The sequence below is a fragment of the Bradyrhizobium sp. SZCCHNRI3052 genome, from assembly GCF_032484895.1.
In the GTDB taxonomy this organism is placed as follows: Bacteria; Pseudomonadota; Alphaproteobacteria; order Rhizobiales; family Xanthobacteraceae; genus Bradyrhizobium.
The window spans coordinates 12,235-29,942 of record NZ_JAUETW010000006.1; the positions used below are offsets into that span (position 1 = coordinate 12,235).

General features: G+C 66.4%; 16 protein-coding genes. 7 read left to right on the forward strand and 9 right to left on the reverse strand.

All coding sequences use genetic code 11. The features are described 5' to 3' along the window. Positions 1–9: 9 nt before the first annotated feature. A complete protein-coding gene (locus tag QW887_RS17815; RefSeq protein ID WP_316194765.1) occupies positions 10–1,011 on the forward strand; it encodes an SDR family NAD(P)-dependent oxidoreductase in 1,002 nt (333 codons plus the stop codon). 199 nt (positions 1,012–1,210) lie between these two features. Here the strand turns inward: QW887_RS17815 and QW887_RS17820 are convergent, their stop codons facing one another. The 6 genes from QW887_RS17820 to QW887_RS17845 all read right to left on the reverse strand — a co-directional run bounded on the left by QW887_RS17820 (position 1,211) and on the right by QW887_RS17845 (position 8,942). Then, positions 1,211–3,358: a phospholipase D-like domain-containing protein gene (locus QW887_RS17820; RefSeq protein ID WP_316194766.1), complete on the reverse strand. Its 2,148-nt coding sequence runs from the start codon at positions 3,356–3,358 to the stop codon at positions 1,211–1,213. A gap of 597 nt (positions 3,359–3,955) precedes the next feature. Continuing rightward, positions 3,956–5,434 carry a dihydropyrimidinase gene (gene hydA / locus QW887_RS17825; RefSeq protein WP_316194767.1) on the reverse strand — a complete coding sequence of 493 codons (1,479 nt, stop codon included), beginning with the start codon at positions 5,432–5,434 and terminating at the stop codon, positions 3,956–3,958. Next, positions 5,385–6,113 carry an aspartate/glutamate racemase family protein gene (locus QW887_RS17830; RefSeq protein WP_315752686.1) on the reverse strand — a complete coding sequence of 243 codons (729 nt, stop codon included), beginning with the start codon at positions 6,111–6,113 and terminating at the stop codon, positions 5,385–5,387. Before QW887_RS17830 ends, hydA begins: the two co-directional genes overlap by 50 nt. Positions 6,114–6,350: 237 nt before the next feature. Continuing rightward, complete coding sequence (locus tag QW887_RS17835; RefSeq protein ID WP_316194768.1) at positions 6,351–7,127, reverse strand: ABC transporter ATP-binding protein; 777 nt, start codon at positions 7,125–7,127, stop codon at positions 6,351–6,353. Between the two features lie 2 nt (positions 7,128–7,129). Then, complete coding sequence (locus tag QW887_RS17840; RefSeq protein WP_315767806.1) at positions 7,130–7,939, reverse strand: ABC transporter permease; 810 nt, start codon at positions 7,937–7,939, stop codon at positions 7,130–7,132. A gap of 1 nt (position 7,940) precedes the next feature. Continuing rightward, on the reverse strand, positions 7,941–8,942 hold the full coding sequence (locus QW887_RS17845) for an ABC transporter substrate-binding protein (RefSeq protein ID WP_316194838.1): 1,002 nt from the start codon (positions 8,940–8,942) through the stop codon (positions 7,941–7,943). A 204-nt stretch (positions 8,943–9,146) separates the two neighbouring features. Between QW887_RS17845 and QW887_RS17850 the strand changes: the two genes are divergently transcribed. The 6 genes from QW887_RS17850 (at position 9,147) to QW887_RS17875 (ending at position 13,942) form a co-directional block, all read left to right on the forward strand. Then, positions 9,147–9,902, forward strand: a complete 756-nt coding sequence (locus tag QW887_RS17850; RefSeq protein WP_315767808.1) for a GntR family transcriptional regulator — start codon at positions 9,147–9,149, stop codon at positions 9,900–9,902. Positions 9,903–9,971: 69 nt separating this feature from the next. Continuing rightward, a complete protein-coding gene (locus QW887_RS17855) occupies positions 9,972–10,376 on the forward strand; it encodes a DUF350 domain-containing protein (RefSeq protein WP_315714024.1) in 405 nt (134 codons plus the stop codon). A gap of 2 nt (positions 10,377–10,378) precedes the next feature. After that, positions 10,379–10,771 carry a hypothetical protein gene (locus QW887_RS17860; protein ID WP_316194769.1) on the forward strand — a complete coding sequence of 131 codons (393 nt, stop codon included), beginning with the start codon at positions 10,379–10,381 and terminating at the stop codon, positions 10,769–10,771. Between the two features lie 339 nt (positions 10,772–11,110). Beyond that, entirely contained in the window at positions 11,111–12,274 is a 1,164-nt protein-coding gene (locus tag QW887_RS17865; RefSeq protein ID WP_316166475.1) for a glutathionylspermidine synthase family protein, read from the forward strand. Between the two features lie 117 nt (positions 12,275–12,391). Further along, positions 12,392–12,784, forward strand: coding sequence for a hypothetical protein (locus QW887_RS17870; RefSeq protein WP_315714020.1), 393 nt, complete (start codon positions 12,392–12,394; stop codon positions 12,782–12,784). A 36-nt stretch (positions 12,785–12,820) separates the two neighbouring features. Next, positions 12,821–13,942, forward strand: coding sequence for a DUF2252 family protein (locus QW887_RS17875; protein ID WP_315826146.1), 1,122 nt, complete (start codon positions 12,821–12,823; stop codon positions 13,940–13,942). A 13-nt stretch (positions 13,943–13,955) separates the two neighbouring features. Here QW887_RS17875 and QW887_RS17880 read toward each other — a convergent pair whose 3' ends face one another. From QW887_RS17880 to kaiC, 3 genes are read right to left on the reverse strand one after another with little or no spacing between them, the layout of a single operon-like run. Then, positions 13,956–15,443 (reverse strand): HWE histidine kinase domain-containing protein, encoded by a 1,488-nt coding sequence (locus tag QW887_RS17880; protein ID WP_316166474.1) that lies wholly within the window; start codon positions 15,441–15,443, stop codon positions 13,956–13,958. An 11-nt stretch (positions 15,444–15,454) separates the two neighbouring features. Next, entirely contained in the window at positions 15,455–15,751 is a 297-nt protein-coding gene (locus QW887_RS17885) for a circadian clock KaiB family protein (RefSeq protein ID WP_012046401.1), read from the reverse strand. Beyond that, positions 15,748–17,502: a circadian clock protein KaiC gene (gene kaiC / locus QW887_RS17890; protein ID WP_316166473.1), complete on the reverse strand. Its 1,755-nt coding sequence runs from the start codon at positions 17,500–17,502 to the stop codon at positions 15,748–15,750. The genes QW887_RS17885 and kaiC overlap by 4 nt, the downstream gene beginning before the upstream one ends. Between the last annotated feature and the right edge of the window lie 206 nt (positions 17,503–17,708).

A 17,708-nucleotide genomic window follows, 5' to 3' on the forward strand; every position in this document is an offset into this window, starting at 1 on the left:
GAGATGTCGATGGATCGCCGCAGCATGTTGCAGAGCCTGGGTTCGGGGGCCGTGACGATTCCGCTGGCGCAACTGCTTCCGGGAGGCGCTGAGGCGGCTGAGCCCGTCGGCCCGGCCAACCTCGCGATCAGCCCGATCGATCCGGACTACTTCATCAAGGATCGCTTCAAGTCACGCACGATCGCCATCACCGGATTTGCCCGCGGCATGGGCCGCGCCGCCGCGCTGCGGGCGGCGCGCGAGGGAGCGAACATCGTCGGGATCGACTGGCTGCCGGACATGGCGCGCGACACGGCGGCCATGATCCAGCGCGAGGGTGGCGCGATCGAATTTCTCGTCGGCGATGTCGCGAAGGGCGACACCTGCGACATGATGGTCAGGCGGGCGGTCGAGAAGTTCGGCGGACTGGATTTTGCCATCAACAATGCCGGCGTCATGGACGGCGTGTTTTCCGGGGAGGCATTCGACTACGACAAGCAGAAGGATCTGCTGTTCGCGCCGATCCACGAAGCCTCCGATGCCTATTGGGACAATGTCCTCGCCACCAACGCCACCGGCGTGTTCCGCGCCATGCGGGCCGAGCTGCGGCAGATGGTCGCGCAGAAGCGCGGCGGGGCGATCGTCAACGTGGCCTCGATCGCCGGCCTGACCGGACTGGCCGGCAATCCGGCCTATGTCGCCAGCAAGCACGCCGTCAACGGATTGACCGCCAACGCCGCGGTCGACTACGCGCCCCACGGCATTCGCATCAACTCGGTCAACATGGCGGCGACGGACACGCCGATGATCGCGCGGGCCGCGCAGGCCGTCGCGGCCAAGATGCAGCGGTCGCCGGCCGACGGCGGCATGGGACGGCTGAAGACAAACTCGATCCTCAGCTATGCCGATCCCAGGCATCGTCCGGCCACCGTGTGGGAGCAGGTCGCGGTGATGCTGTTCCTGCTGTCGCCCGAGGCGTCGAACCTGACCGGCGCGTTCTACGCGACGGATGGCGGATGGACGGCCTACTGAGCCCGCTTCAAGACGGCTAGAGCATGATCTTTTCGGAAAACCGGTTTCCAATTTTTTGGATCATGCTCTGAGGACTGGAACGCTCGTGTGCCCGCGATCCGCTTCGGGCAAGAGACGAGATCAGGATGCGATCCCGCGGACTCGCATCACGACCCCATGGCCTCGTCTGCGCGGCGACGGTTCAGCGCGGGCGCAACGCTCAGCGCCCTTTCCTCTTGGCGCTCGTCTTGGCTCGCCTGGCGGTCTTGGTCGCGGTCTTCTTCGCCGGACGCTTGGCCGCCGTCTTGGTCGCCTTGGCCTTCGCCTTCTTCGCTGAGGCGGCACGCTGGCTTGCCGTTTTCGACGCCTTCTTCGCGACCTTCTTTGTCGTGCTTGTCTTGCGGCCGGCCGAGGTCTTGGCTGCAGCGGCGGTCTTCTTTTGGGCCTTCTTGGCCGGCTTGGTCGACGGCCTCGCGGGCTTCGTCGTCGCAGCCGGTGTCTTGGCCGGCTTGGTGGTGCCGGTTGGCTTGGCGGGCTTCTTCGGCGTCGGTGGCGTTTCGACCGCCCCGCCGCCACCCGCCGCCGACAGCCAGAACCGCAGCTCCGGCGATTTCTCCTCGGCGCCCTTGATGTAGCGGTCCTGCCAGCTGTCGTCGGATTGCAGCGGCTTGCCGAAGATCTCCGGGTGCTGCTGCAACAGGAAGCGCCAGGCGTAGTGGTCGTAGAGGTCGAGGACGTGGCAGGCATAGGCCTCGGCGAGGCCGCGGTGGCCGCGGATGATCAGCATGTTCTCGTCGTTGTTGTGCGAGGCGCGGAAGCCGAGATTGTGCGAGCCGGTGACGACGACGCAGTCGTCGCTGAACGGATCGATCACCACGATCTTGCTGTGGATGATGGCGAAGCCGTATTTGCCGAGCTCCCTCTCCCACTTGCCGAACGCGTCCTGCACCGCGCCGGCCGGCACGGCGCGGAAATCGATGCTGCCCTTGGCGCCCGGCTTCTTCGGCTTGCCGGCCTCGCCGACCACCGTCACCTGGGGCGCGGTGTCGTCCGCTCCCTCCTCCGCCGGCACCTCCGAATGGCCGCCGGAATGCAGCGCGGCGGAGAAGTTCGTCGCGCGCACCGGGCTGGTCAGCGCGCCCCGCACGAACAGATCGGGCTTGTCCTTGAGCAACTGGCCGGCGACGTCGAGGATCGAGTTGTTGCCGGGATCGAAGGCCAGGAACAGCACGGCGTGCTTGGCCGATCGCATCAGCTCGAACACGCGGCCCATGTCACCGGGCGTATCGGGATTCTTGCCGAGCTTGCCCGGCGTGTTCGGCGAGAACATCGGCTCGATGGTGACGCCGTGGCCGAGATCGATCGGCGTCGCGATCGAGCTGGCATTGTTGGCGCGGGCGAAGTCGCGCAAGGTCTTCGACTGCAGCGCCGACTTGTCGCCGGCGGCGGCGTCGACGTCAGCCTTCAGCGCGTTCCAATAGCCGACATAGCGCTGCGCCAGCGCTGGGCTCTCCACCACCAGCGCGTTGTTGGTCTGGGTGCACAGGCCGGTCGAGGTCCAGTTGGTCGAGCCGGACAGCACCGCGCTCGGCTCGCCGTTCTCGGTGAGCACCATGAACTTGTTGTGCGGGATGCTGCCCTTGCCGAGGATGCGGTCGATCACGGCGACGCCGGCCGCCTTCAGATTGGCGCGGTTCTCGGCGTCGGCATCGTCAGAGTCCTTGCCCTGCTCGTTGCCGAGGATGACCGTGCGGCTCGCGGGGTTCTGGTGGAGCTGCTTCTCCAGTCCGTCGGGATCGTTGAGCTCGTAGAGGGCGGCATGGATGGCGCCGCCGCCGGCATCGGCACGCGCGAGCAGCGAGGTCAGGCCGTCTTGAAGCTGGCCCATCAGGCGGATGCGAATGGGATCGGCAGGATCGAGGATGTGCGGGGCCAGCGCCGACACGCTCGGCTTGTCGTTCAGCGCATGGCTGAGCGCCTGGGTCGCGGTGATGCCGCGGTTGAAATAGACCTGGAACGGCGGCCGGTCCGGCGTGAGGGTGACGGCGTTGCTTTCCAGCGGATCGACACCGGCGAGCGGCGTCAGCGGCTGGCCGGGTGTCCCACCCATCGGCACCACGCGATATTTGTAGGTGTGGCCGCGTTTGGCGAACAGGTCCTTCCACCAGAATTTCTGGATCGGCGCCTGCGCGGTGGTGAGCTTGTCGGCGGTCTGCCCGGCGAACCGCGCCAGCGCCGGCAGCACGGTGTCGGTGCCCGCGGTGATGTCGATCTGGTGGATGGCGAAGCCGAGACAGCCGTCGAGGCGGCGGTCGAAGGTCCAGGCGACGACGGCCATATCATTGTTGGAAAAGGCAAGCGCGGGCATGGCGGCACTCCTTGTCTGACAAGGATATGTCGTGCGGTTGTGACAAGGGTTCGACACATCCAGAACAGGAAGTGGATCGTCGGAGGTCGCGAGGGAAGATGGTGCGGTGCGGGAGGGCAGTGGCTCGACCGGATCGCTGCTCACCCTCCCCCGGAGAGCCGGGGCGGGGGACAGACTACCCACACATGAGGTGAATGAGATGGATTGGCGAGGAAGCTTTCCGGATGGACGACGCGCGTAGCCTCACCCTCCCGGGCAGAGCGATCGCATATGGCCCCCTACGTACTGCTCTCGTCTGTTTCCACGTCGTCATGGCCGGGCTCGTCCCGACCATCCACGTCGTCCGGCGCCCTGGGAGCAACGTGGATGCCCGGGACAAGCCCGGCCATGACGGAGTAACTAGCCGGCAGGCGTCGCTGCCGCGCTTGTCGCATTCGTCATATGCGATCGCCCTGCCGTCCAGGGGAGGGTGGGCACCCGTGTCCAACTCGTCATTGCGATGAGCGCAGCGACGAAGCAATCCAGAGTCCCGTTCACGACTCTGGATTGCTTCGCTTCGCTCGCAAATGACGCGTCGAGAGAGCGCGCTCAGGCCGCTCAGGCCAGGCCGCCCGGCTTGCCGCGGGTGACGTAGCGGCCACTGCCCTTGGCGCCGATCAACTTGCCGTCGCGCACGACGAATTTTCCGCGCAGCATGGTCGCCACCGGCCAGCCGGTGATCTCGATGCCTTCATAGGGCGTGTAGTCGGAGCCGTGGTGCAGGCCGGACTGGCTGATCTTCGCGGTCTTCGCCGGGTCCCACAGCGCGATGTCGGCGTCGTAGCCGATGGCGATGGAGCCCTTGCCCTTCAGGCCGTAGGTCTTGGCATGGTTGGTGGCGGTGAAGGCGACGAACTGGTTCAGGGTGATGCGGCCCTTGCTGACGCCTTCGGAGAACAGGATCGGCAGCCGGGTCTCCACGCCGGGGATGCCGTTCGGTACCCAGCGAAAGCTGGTGCGGCCCTTCGGCGTCAGCTTGCCGGCCTCGTCGTCGTAGCGGAACGGGCAGTGGTCGCTGGAGAACAGCGAGAACACGCCCTGCTGCAGGCCCTCCCAGCAGGCCTCCTGGCTGGCCTTGTCGCGCGGCGGCGGCGAGCAGACATATTTGGCGCCTTCCATGTTGAGGCCCTGCATGTCCTCCTCCGTCAGCACCAGATATTGCGGGCAGGTCTCGCCATGGATCTTCAGACCCCGAGCCTGCGCGCGGCGGATCTCCTCCATCGCCTCGCGGTTGGAGACGTGGACGATCACGATCGGCACGTCGATCAGCTCGGCCAGCGAGATCGCGCGATGCGTTGCCTCGCGCTCGACCGGAATCGGGCGCGACTTGCCGTGATAGTACGGCGCGATGTGGCCGGCACGCTCGAGGCGATCGGTGAGGAAGCGGATCGCGTCGTAGTTCTCGGCGTGGATCTGCACCAGGGCCCCCCGCTCGCGCGCGACCTGCAGCACGCCGAGGATCTCGTAGTCGTTCAGCGCGAGCCCCTCATAGGTCATGAAGATCTTCAGCGACGAATAGCCGTCGGCGACCAGCGCCGGCAGCTCCTGGCCGAGCACGGCGTCGGTGGGATCGGCGATGATGAGATGGAAGGAGTGATCGACGTAGCAGGCGTTGTCGGCGAGCGCGTGATAGTCCTTCAGCGCTGATCGCAAGGGCTGGCCCTTCTCCTGCAGGCAATACGGCATGACGAACGTGTTGCCGCCGAAGGCGGCGGCGCGCGTCGCGCTCTCGAAATCGTCGGCCATGACGATGCCGGGGCCGGAGGGCTGGCTGATATGGACATGGCTGTCGATGCCGCCCGGCAGCACCAGCAGGCCCGTGGCATCGACGATCTCGTCGGCATCGGTGATGGCCTCGCCGATCGCGACGATGCGGCCGCTCTTGATGGCGACATCGGCCTTGAACGTATCGCTCGCGGTGGCGACGGTGCCGTTGCGGATGACGGTGTCGAAGGCAGCCATGTGACGCGCTCTCCCTAGTCCAGATTCAAGCGAATTTCTGAAACAGCGATCCCCACCCGCTGACGCCGCTGACATCGACCCCTGCCAGTTTCAGCGATTTCCATACCACGGTGGCGATGGTGTCGAGAATGGGAATGCCGGTCTCCAGCTCGAGCCGCGCGACCAGCGGCGCGGCGCGCATGTTGGTGCAGACCACCGCGATCGCATCCGGCTTCTCGCGCGCGACCTCGCGGATCATGGTCTCGATCTCGGACGGCGTCACTTCCGCGAAGGAGAAATTGTCCTGCAGGTTGAGGTGCCGGTCGCCGCGGCAGGCGATGCCGAGCCTGTCGTAGTTGGCGATGATGCGCGCCTGGACGTCGTCGCGGTAGGGCGTGACGAGGCCAAGCGAGGTGACCTTCGCCGCCGCCAGGATCTCGTTCAGCGCCAGCATCGAGGTGGTCGCAGGGATGCCGGTGGCTGCGGTGATATGCTCGCACAGTTTCACGTCGGCCTCGAAGCCGAGCCAGCCCGACGAGGTGCCGTTCCAGCCGATGACGTCGACCTTGGCATGCGCCAGCAGCTCGGCGGCGCGCAGGATGTTGGAAATGTCGAACTGCGCGAGCGCGTCGGACGAGAGCGCGATCTCGGTGACCTTGAAGCGCGAGAAATGCGCGGAGACGTTGGGCAGGCTCGCGACCATCGCCGAGGTGATCGGCTCCAGCGCGGTGTTGGACGACGGCGTGAGCATGCCGAGCAGCGTGCGTTTGGTCATGGGTGAACGACCTCGTTCGATCGCGGATGGCGAGCGGGAGAGCCTCCCCCGCTTGCGGGGGGGCCGGATCGCATCGCAGATGCGATCCGGGTGGGGGAACTCTCTCCGCTCGGGCAGCGCGCCGTGCGGCGCCCCCACCCCAGCCCTCCCCCGCAAGCGGGAGAGGGGGCGCACTGCCGTTGTGGCGAGGGCTGGACCTGAACATGCAGCGCTTGGGCGGGCGCGATTGAGCAGCAATCATGCACTCGCCCCCTGCTCCGCCCGCTCGCCACGCAACAACGCCAGGATATGCCGCTTCAACTCATTGAACTGCGGTGACGTGATATCACGCGGCCGCGGCAGATCGATCGGGATGATCTCGACGATGCGCCCCGGCCGTGCGCTCATCACCGCAACATGCGTGCCCAAGGTCAGCGCCTCGTCGATGCCATGGGTGACGAACACGATCGTGCCCTGGTGCTGCTGCCAGATCCGCACCAGCTCGGTCTGCATGTCCATGCGGGTCTGTTCGTCGAGCGCGCCGAACGGCTCGTCCATCAGGATCACCTGCGGATTCATCAGCAGCGCCCGGGCAATGCCGACGCGCTGGTTCATGCCGCCCGACAGTTCCGACGGATAGTGGTTCTCGAAGCCGGTCAGCCCGACCATGTCGATATAGACCTGCGCCTTCGCCCGGCGCTCGGCCTTCTGGCCTCCGCCGAGCAAGAGATGAAAGGCGACGTTCTCCCACACCGGCAGCCACGGCATCAGATTGGCATGCTGGAACACGACGCCGCGATCGGCGCCGGGCGCGGTCACCGGCCGGTCGTCGACGGTGATGTTGCCGGCGCTCGGCTTCTCGAAGCCGGCAATCATGTTGAGCAATGTCGACTTGCCGCAGCCGGAGGGACCGAGCAGGCAGACGAGCTCGTTGCGGGCAATGGACAGATTGATGTCGGCGAGCGCGGTGACGTCGGCGTTGCGCTTCTTGTCGGTGAAGATCTTGGTGACGCCGGAGATCTCGATCGTGGCCATCGTCATTCTCCGCCACGAAGCGTGGTGTTGCGCTGCCAGTGCAGCACACGCGCCATCACGAAGCGGATGGCGAGATCGCTGCAGAAGCCGAGCAGGCCGATACTCGCCATCGCCGCCAGCACCAGATCGTAGCGCAGGAAGTAGTAGGAATCCCACAGCACGTAGCCGAGCCCGCTCTTCACCGCGACCATTTCGGCCGTCACCGTCAGCATCCACGCCGAGCCGATGCCGATGCGAAGCCCTGCAAAGATGCTCGGCATCGCCGCGGGCACGACGATGTAGCGCAGCAGCTTGCGCTCGCTGCCGCCGACCATGGCGCCGGCGCGGATCAGATTGCGGTCGCAGGTCTTCACGCCGTGGATGGTGTTGAGCAGGATCGGAAAGAACGCGCCGAGGAACACCAGGAAGATCGCCGGCTTGTTGGCGATGCCGAACCAGATGATGGCGAGCGGGATCCACGACACCGGCGGGATCGGCCGCAGCATCTGAAGCGTCGGCTCGATCACGATCTCTATCTTGCGCGACCACCCGATGGCGACTCCGAGCGAGACGCCGAGCACGGTGGCAATCGCAAAGCCGGCGGCAACGCGCGACAGGCTCGCCAGCATGTCGGCGAGCCAATGGCCGCTGTAGGTCTGGGTGTTGCCGTCGGTGCCGACCAGCCAGTCCGCCCATGCCCACACGACCGTCGACGGCGCCGGCAGCAGCGCTGCCGGCAGCGCGCCGGAGCGCGAGAACGCCTCCCAGCCGGCGAGCACGAGCACCGGCACGACATAGCGGTCGAGCTTCCTGAGCTGGGCGAGCGCCGTCATCTCAGTAGCCGAGCTCGGTCTTCGGCTTGCCCGTGGCCGCTTCCAGGAAGCGGTAGTCGAGGTTCTTCTCGACGGCGGCCGTGACGTCCGAGTTGATGTATTTCAGGTCGCGCATCATCGCGGCGATGGCGAGCGCCGAGGCGCGGTACATCTTCGGGTCGGGATCGAGATTCTCGACCGCGCCGGTCGCGATCGCCTTGTCGAGGCCGGTGATCTTGGAGATGACCTCGATCAGCGCCGGCTTGTCGGCGGCGATGTGCGCATCGACCTTGACGACCGCGCGCACCACGCCCTCCAGCGCCTTCGGGTTCGACGCGATGACGTCGGAGCGGGTCAGGATCAGGTTGGTCAGCTTGCCGGCGGCCTGGTCATAGGGGAAACCGAAGAACTTCGCCGCCTTGGCCTGCATGATCTGGGTCGCGAACGGCTCGACGGTGCAGATCAGCTCGACCTCGCCGCGGCGCAGCGCCTGCAGATGGTCGGACGGATTGGGGATGTTGACGAACTGCACGTCCTTGTTGATGTCGATGCCCTGCTTGGCGAAGGCGCCGCGCATGTGGATGTCCTGCGCATTGCCGCGCGAGGCGGCGACGCGGAACGGCTTTCCGTCGGCCTTGTATTTGGCGATGAGCGCCTTCAGCGCGCTCCAATCGCCCGGCGCGACCTCGAGATCGTTGCCGAGCAGGATCGCCGAGCCGCCATTGACCTGGCCGGAGATCGCGACCACGTCGAAGCCTTTGTCGAGCGCGATGGCGTAATGCAGATAGGTCACCTGCGCGACGTCGATGTTCTTCGAGACCAGCGCGGTCAGCGCGTCCGTGCCGGTGTTGAAGCTGACGGCATCGATCGCGACGCCTTCCGCGAATTGCGGCGTCAGCGACATCGGCGTGCAATGCGCGCATTTGGCGTAGCCGAGTTTGATCTTGGCGGCGTCGTCGGCGAAGCTGAGCGAGGGCAGCGCGAGCAGGGCGAGAATGAGCAGCACGAAACGTTTCAAATCCATCTCCAGGGCAGGTCGATCCACGGGCTTGTCTCTCATGGCTTGTGCTCTCATCAGCAAGCGGCATGCCAACTGGATGCGATATGCAATATTGCTTTTATACAATAAAATCAGTATCTAACGACCATTCAATCTTGAGGGATCTGCCTGATCCGCGGGCGCATCGCCCGAATTTCAGGCATCTCGCAGCGGAGCAGCCGCGCCCACATGACCCCACCAGCACCCCGGCCCAGACTGAAGACGCGCTTCAAGCCGGCGCGGCTGAAGCTGTCGTCCGACCACTCCAAGCGGCCGCTCGAGCGGCTGTCGCTGCACGATCAGGTCGTCGCCAGGGTGCGCGAGATGATCGTGGACGGCGAGCTCGCCGCCGGCGCTGCCTTGCCCGAGCGCATGCTATGCGAGACTTTCGGCGTGTCGCGCACGCCGCTGCGCGAGGCCTTCAAGATCCTCGCCGCCGAGGGCCTCATCGAGCTGCGGCCGCATCGCACGCCCGTGGTGGCGCCGATCGACGCCCGCGAGATCGCCGAGATCTTCGACGTGATGGTGTCGCTCGATGCCGCCGCGGGCCGCGCCGCGGCCGCGCGTGCGACGGCGGACGACCTCGCCAGGCTTGACGCCATGCATGCCGAGCTGGTGGCGCTGCATCGTGCCGCCGAGCGCGCCGCCTATTTCCGGCTCAACCAGCAGATCCATGCCGAGATCACCAAGCTCGCCGGCAACGCCGTGCTGCTCAACATGTGGGGCACGCTGCACGCGAGCGTCTTCCGCGCCCGCGCCGTGGCCAATTACGATGCGCGGCGCTGGGACGAGTCGATCCGGGAGCACGAGGCCTTCATGGCGTTGCTGCGGGCCCGAGACGGCGACGGCTTCGCGCAGGCGCTCTCCGAGCACACCCGCAAGACCGGGGATTCGGTGCTGCAGATGCTGGACCAGGCCAGCCAGGAACTGGCGAAGGGCGGATAGACTTTGTTCACGTCGAACCGGGCATGCTGGCATCGCGACAGATGAGAGCTCCACACGCTTGGCCTGATCATGATCCTGCAATCGCTCGCCGGCCTGCCGGCCTTTCTGGTGTACTTCTGTACCGCGCTGGCCGCGGTGACGGCTTACCTGTTCGTCTACACCCGCGTCACGCCCTACAATGAATTCCAGCTGATCCGGGACAATCACCCCTCGGCCGCGATCGCGCTCGGCCTCAGCCTGCTCGGCTTCACCCTGCCGCTGGTCAGCGCCATCGCCCATTCCGCCAACGTGCTGGACTGCCTGGTCTGGGCGCTGGTCGCGCTGATCGTCCAGGTGATCGTCTATTACCTCGTCCGCATCCCGGTGCCGGATCTCGCCCAGCGCATCGTCGCCGGCGAGCTGGCTTCGGCGATCTGGCTCGGTCTCGCGTCGCTCTCGGCCGGCGCGCTGAACGCCGCCTCGATGATCATCTGACCATGGCCGAGAAACGCCGCGAATTCGGCAAGCGCCGGCCGATGCCGCCCCCGCCCGCGACGCCGCCGGTGAAGCGCTCCGGCCATGTCGCGCTGCTCTTGATGGGCACGCTCGCCGTCGGCAGCACTGCCTATGCGCTGATGCCGCGGCAGCAGAGCTGCCCGCAGCCAGGCGCCGAGACGCCGACCATGGCCGGCCAGCCGCAGACGGGCGAATGCACGACGCGCCGCTCGAGCGGCGGTGGCGGCGGCAGCGGCTCCGGCCGCTGGGGATTTTCCAGCGGCGACAGCGATTCCAGAAGCAGCGGATCGAGCCATGTCGCCGAGGCCTCCTCCGCACATGTCTCGCGCGGCGGCTTTGGCTCGTTCGGACACGGCTTCGGAGGCGGCGGCTGATTTTCGTCGCGCCGGCGCCGTGAAAACACCGCGTTCATGCTGTTATCTCGGATTCGGATCTTTGACACAGACTCAAAATCATAAAAAACTGGCCTACCTACTGATCGGAAGCGATCCGATGCAATGTCGGCACCTGATGGTGCCGGCGACGATGAGGGCTGCGGCGACCGCCGCCGCCTCGCAGCAATCTGCTGGCAGGCGATCGCGTGGTCGCCGGCGCGGGATGGCGCCGGGACCGCGCGGACGTGATCATGGCCGCATCATTGATGGCGGCCGCGGTCGTGCTGCGCCCTGTTGCCACGGGCACGGCTTGTTCGCTGCTGCCTTAGGCTGACGCCGATGCAGCGCATCCCCTGTCCCGAACGTGACGACTGGCGCGAGACCGCGGCACGATGCGGATTCGACTTCTACGAACTCGACGGCGAGCGCTATTGGGACGAGCGCGCCTACTACGCATTCACGATCGCCGAGATCGAGCTCGGCATCGAGGAGCCGACGGCCGAGCTCGAGCAGATGTGCCTCGCGCTGGTCGCGCGCGTCGTCGGTGACGAGGCGCTGCTGCGCCGGCTGAAGATCCCGCAAGCGGTCTGGCCGCTGCTGGCGGAGAGCTGGCGCCGGAGGGACGGCAGCCTCTATGGGCGGTTCGACCTCAGCTATCAGGGCGGCCGTACGCCAGCGAAGCTGCTCGAATACAACGCCGACACGCCGACGTCGATCTTCGAGGCCGCGGTCTTCCAATGGACGTGGCTCGAGCAGGCGATCGAGCGCCGCATTCTGCCGGGGCGCGCGGACCAGTACAACTCGATCCATGAGCGCCTGATCGAACGCTGGCGCGCCCTCGGCAAGCGGCGCCGCGTGCATCTGGCCGGGCTGACCGCCAACGCCGAGGACGCCACGACCCTGGCCTATCTGGCCGACACGGCTGCCCAAGCGGGCCTGTCGACAACCATCCTTGACGTCGCCGACATCGGCTGGCGCGAGAGCGGCGGCGGCTTCGTCGATCTCGAGGACGGCGACATCGCGCTCGCCTTCAAGTTGTATCCCTGGGAATGGATGTTTCGCGATGCGTTCGGCGTCAAGCTCGCGCAGGCGCCGACGCAATGGATCGAGCCGCCGTGGAAGGCCATCCTGTCCAACAAGGGCATCCTGCCCCTGCTCTGGCAGATGCACGAAGGCCATCCGAACCTGCTGCCGGCCTATTTCGAGGACGATCCGAAGGCCGCCGGCCTCGGCCCGAGCTTCGTGCGCAAGCCGATCTACTCGCGCGAGGGCGCCAATGTCAGCCTGGTGTCCGACGGCGTCGCCGTCTCTACGCAGGAGGGTCCCTACGGCGCCGAAGGCTTCATCCGCCAGGCGCCGGCGCCGCTGCCGGATTTCGGCGGTGTGTTCCCGGTGATCGGCAGCTGGCTCGTCGACCATCAGCCCTGCGGCCTGTCGATCCGCGAAGACACGAGCCCGATCACGGGCAACCGCTCGCGCTTTTTGCCGCACGCAATCCTGTAGGATATTAACGACCGCCGACGAAAACGCCTCGACACGCCGGTCGAGAGGATTAGATAGACCGAGGGTGAACTCCCTGCGCGATGGGCGCGCATGACCGGGACATGACCGGGACGAGGCATGGCGACGGACAAACCCGAACTCGAAGGCTTGCGTATCCTGGTCGCCGAGGACGAGGGCCTGATCGCGCTCGAGCTGGAAACGGTGTTGCAGGGATTCGGCTGCGAGGTGGTTGGTCCCGTCTCGCGCGTCGGCGACGTGCTGCGCGAGGCCGAGCGCGGCGGCCTGGACGGCGCGCTGCTCGACGTCAACCTGCGCGGCGAGCAGATCTTCGCCGTCCTGCCGCAGCTGATCGCGCGCGAGCTCAAGATCGTGATCACCTCCGGCTATGACGATGCGACGCTGTTTCCGCCGGAGTTCCGCAGCCTGGCCCGGCTCGCCAAGCCGTTCGACGAGCGCGCGCTGCGCGCGATGTGCGAGGCCACGTTCGTTCGGCGTCAACGCAACTCATAACGCCTCGCTCACGCCCGGCGCATCGGGAGGCATCGCGTGTCCATCATCGAAGATACCGCGGCCTACGAGGCCTGGCTTCGCAGCCAATGCAAAGTGGTCGAGGACGACCTTCTCGCCAAGCACCAGCGGATGCGAAAGTCTCCGTTCGCCCTGCTGCGCGCCACCTATTATCGCTGGGCGCGGCGCATCGAGGAGATCTGCCCGGAGCTGGCCGAGGCGCCGGTCGCGCTGTGCGTCGGCGACATCCATCTGGAGAATTTCGGCACGTGGCGTGATGCCGACGGGCGCTGGGTGTGGGGCGTCAACGATTTCGACGAGGCTGCGAGGATGCCCTACGCCTTCGATCTGGTCCGGCTCACGACCAGCATCGAGCTCGCGCCCGACATGGCAATCGACAGCCGCGACGCCGCAGACGCGATCCTCCAAGGCTATCGCGACGGTCTCAAACACCCGCGGCCGGCGCTGCTCGACGAACACGAGATCTGGATCAGGCCCTACGTCAAATGCTCGGATGATTGCCGCCGCGCGTTCTGGGAGGAGATCAACGGCCTCGCGGCCGCCGATGCGATTCCATCCGCGGTGCGGAAGCTGCTCACCGCCAGCCTTCCGGAGCAGGCGAAGAATGCCGCATTCTTCCATCGCTTCGCCGGCGGCGGCAGCCGCGGACGTCCGCGCTACGTCGTCGTCGCGACATGGCGCGGCGGCCGCGTCGTCCGCGAGGCCAAGGCGCTGGTCCCTTCGGCCTGGACCTGGGCCAAGAACAGGACGAAGGGCAGGATGCAACCAAAGCCGGCGCCGCCGCACAGATTCGTCGAGCTGTCGACCGGGACCTATCGCGCGCCCGATCCATTCCTGCACGTTCACAGAACCAATGACGGGGACTACGTGGTCCGACGCCTGTCGGCGGATTCACGCAAGATCGATCTCGGCGAGGAAGCCGGCGCCGATCTCAAGCTGGAGCTTCTGCGCGGCATGGGCACCGACCTCGCCTCCATCCATGCCGCCGACCGCCGCGCCGGCGCCGGGATCGCGGCGGACCTGAAGCAGCGCGGTTCAGGCTGGCTGCGCCGAGCAGCGCGCGCCGCGCGTGAGGCGACGGAAAGGGACCACGACGTCTGGCGCCGCAAGGCGGCACGCTCCGTTCCGATCGCGCGCTGAGGCGGGCATCCGATCAGTCCGGCTGCACGGCCGATGCCGGCAGATGCTCGGGGGTCGTCTCCGCGGTCAGCGCAAAGGTCAGCGAGCAGCGAATGCCCGCGGGCTCGAAGTCGAGCAGGGCTTCGCCCTCGAGATCGAAGCGGACGACGCGGTCGATCAGCGTGGTGCCGAAGCCGCGCCCGCCGCCGCCTTCGATCAGCGGTCCGCCGCGCTCGAGCCAGACCAGCTCCAGCCGGCGGCCATCGTCGCGCAGGCGCCAGGAGATCGTGACCTGGCCGTGGGAGGCGGACAACGCGCCATATTTGGAGGCGTTGGTCGCAAGCTCGTGCAGCACCATCGAAAGCGGCAGCACCAGCCGTGCCTCCAGCAGCACCGGAGGGCCGTCGATGGCGATCCGCCCTTCGCCGATGCCGTAGGGCGCCAGCACGGTGGTGAGCAGTTCGTTCAGTCCGATGCCGATCCAACGGGTCTGCGTCAGGATGTCATGCGCGATCGAGACCGCCTGGATGCGCCCGGAGAACGCCTTGTTGAAGGCCGGCAGCGACGGTGAGGTCCGCAAGGTCTGCCCCGCCACCGACTGCACGATCGCCAGGATGTTCTTCACCCGGTGATTGAGCTCGGCGACCAGCACGGTCTGCTGCTCTTCCGCGCGCTTGCGTTCGGTGATGTCGGTCAGGGTGACGATCGAGCCGACCGTCTCCTTGAGATCGTTCACCAGGGGCCCGCCGGACAGCAGGAACGACCGCCCCGACGCCTGCGCGTTGCGCAAGGCGACCTCGACGCCATGGAAGGGCTTGGTCGCCAGCGCCTGATCAAGGCTCTCGCGCGAGAAGCGCGTCAACGTGCCTCGCTGGCTGGCGCTCTGCCCATCGAGCGGGAACGCCTCAGAAAACAACTGGCCGACCGGCGGTCGTTCCGCGAGCTGCTCCGCGACCCAGCTCGCATGGGTGATCCGGCCGTCGAGCGCCAGCACCACGACCGCATCGGTCGCCTGCTCCAGGATCGAGCGCGCAAAGCGCTCGGCATTGGCGACCTCCTCGGCGCGCCGCTGAATCGACATGTCGGTCAGCGTCACGAGCGTGGCCACCACGCCGCCCATCGCCATCTGGCGCATCCACACCGACACCGGCAGCTGGCCGCCGTCAGCGCGGCACAGTTGAGCGTCGGTTGCCGCATCGTCGGCGCGCTGCTCGGGCACCGCTCCCGCAAACAGCGAGGCAAAGCTGCGTCCCACCAATTGCTGTACGCCGAGGCCGGTCAGCGCGCACAGCCTGGAATTGACATAGACGATGCAGCCGTCGGCATCGAGCGTCAGCGCGCCGTCGCTCATGCGCTCGACCAGAACATGATAGGGCGCGTCCGCGCCCTGCAGCATGATGACCTGGGGTCCGGCCGGGCCCTGCACCACCACGGCATCGACGTTGCCGCGATGAATGGCCTCGACCGTCTCCTCCGCCTCGTTACGCGGCCGTCCCGCCTGCATCGCGTCTGTTGATGCCACGCGTCCTCCGTTCAGCTCGGTGCGATGTCCAGACCAACCAGCACCTTCTCCGCATTGGAGAGATCGCCGATGATTCGCTTGAGGGGCTCGGGCAGTTGACGGATCAAGGTCGGGATTGCGACGATCTGATCTCGTTGTGCGAGGGCCGGATCCTTCATCAGGTCGATCACCTCGATCGTGTAGCGGCCCGGCAGATGCGTCTCGCACAGCTTCTTGAGGTTGGCGAGCGCCGCCAGCGATTTCGGCGTCTGACCGGCGACATAGAGCCGGAGATTGTAGCCATCCTGTTCCATCGGAGCCGCCGTCATTTGCTGGATGTCAGCGGGTTGGCTGGGGAGCTCGGACGAGGCCTGGACGAGCGGCTCTCGATCTGCGCGAGGCGAGCGGCTGCGCGCTGATCCTCGCGGGCAGCGCCTTCCAGATTGATGAGCTCCATCTCGCTCTCCTCGTTGGCCAGCTGAGCCTTGAGCGTTTCGATCTGAGCCGCGAGGTCGCGGCGGCGACGTTCGATCTCGCGCGCGCGTCGTTCCGTATCCTGCATGCGCAGCAGGCGCTCGACGCGATCTCTCGCCTCCTGCGCCACCCTGGCCGATCCCGTGAGCACGCCCTCCGGGCCGACATAGACCTCGCGCAGCGAGATGCCGTCGGCACTCATCAGGAATTCGCGGACCTGGTTGGAATGCGCCATGCCGCGCGACTTCAGCAGATAGAGCTGGCGGTTGTGCTCGCCGTTGCTCTCGCGATTGTAGAGCAGCAGCCAGGTGTCGGTGAGCGACGAGATCTGCATCTCCGTGGTCGCCGTCTCCGCGCTGCCGGCGCCGAGATTGGTGAACAGCGCCGTGACGCCGCGCGCCTTCAGGAAATCGATGAGGCGCAACGTCATCGAATGCACGTCGCCGGCAATGCCGGCGCCCATGAGCGCCGAGATGGGATCGACCACGACGGCGGCGGGATCGAACTCCTTGACCTCGCGATGCATGGCGGCGAGATGCGTTTCCAGTCCGTACAGATTGGGGCGCCGGGCCGAAAACCGCAGCAGGCCGCGATCGACCCATTGCTGCAGGTCGAGACCGACCGACTTCATGTTGCGGATGATCTGCTGCGGGGATTCCTCCAGCGCGAAATAGATGCAGCGTTGCCCGCTCTTGCAGATCGAATTGGCGAAGTGTGCCGACACCGTCGACTTGCCCGAGCCGGCCATGCCCGAGATCAGGATGCTCGACCCTTTGTAGTAGCCCTGGCCTTCGAGCATGTCGTCGAGATCGGCAATGCCGGTGGAGACCCGCTCCGTCCACGCATCATGCGCGAGCCCCGACGAGGTGATCGGCATCACCGTGATGCCTTCCTGGTCGATGATGAAGGGGTATTCGTTGGTGCCATGCGCCGTGCCGCGATACTTCACGACGCGCAGCCGGCGGGTCGAGAGCTGATCGTGCACGCGGTTGTCGAGCAGGATGACGCAGTCGGCGACGTATTCCTCGAGGCCGTAGCGCGTCAGCGTACCATCACCGCGCTCGCCGGTGATGATGGCGGTGACGCCCTTGCTCTTCAGCCATTCGAACAGCCGGCGCAACTCGGAGCGCAGCACCGCCTGATTGTCGAGGCCGCCGAACAGGGTCTCGATCGTATCGATCACGACGCGCTTGGCGCCGATCGAATCGATCGCGAAGCCGATGCGGATGAACAGGCCGTCGAGATCGTAGTCGCCGGCCTCCTCGATCTCGTTGCGATCGAGATGGATGTGATCGACCACGATCTTCTTCTGCTCGATCAGCCTATCGATGTCGTAGCTGAGCGAGCCGACGTTCTTGATCAGGTCCTCGGGCTGCTCCTCGAACGCGATGAACACGCCCGGCTCGTCGTAGGCGACCGCGCCATTGTAGAGAAACGTCATCGCAAACAACGTCTTGCCGCAACCGGCCGCGCCGCACAGCAGCGTCGGCCGCCCTTGCGGCAGGCCACCGAAGGTGACCTCGTCGAGGCCGTCGATCCCGGTCGGCGATTTGGCGATGACAGGGAGATCCCGCGTCACGATTCGAGGACGCACACTCGTTTTCATCCAATCCCCCGCCACCAATTCAACACGCGTGAGTCCACACCAAGGCGTGAATAGACGCGTCAGGAACCGAAAAGTTCCATGGGTCGGCGAGATTTGCTTCGGAAGGAGGCCTGCGGGCGCAGAAAGGACCGGCCGCCCGCGCGGGACGGACGCAAGCGGGACGGAACGGCCGACCGCCCGACCGGTCGAAGCGCCCCCCGGTCACA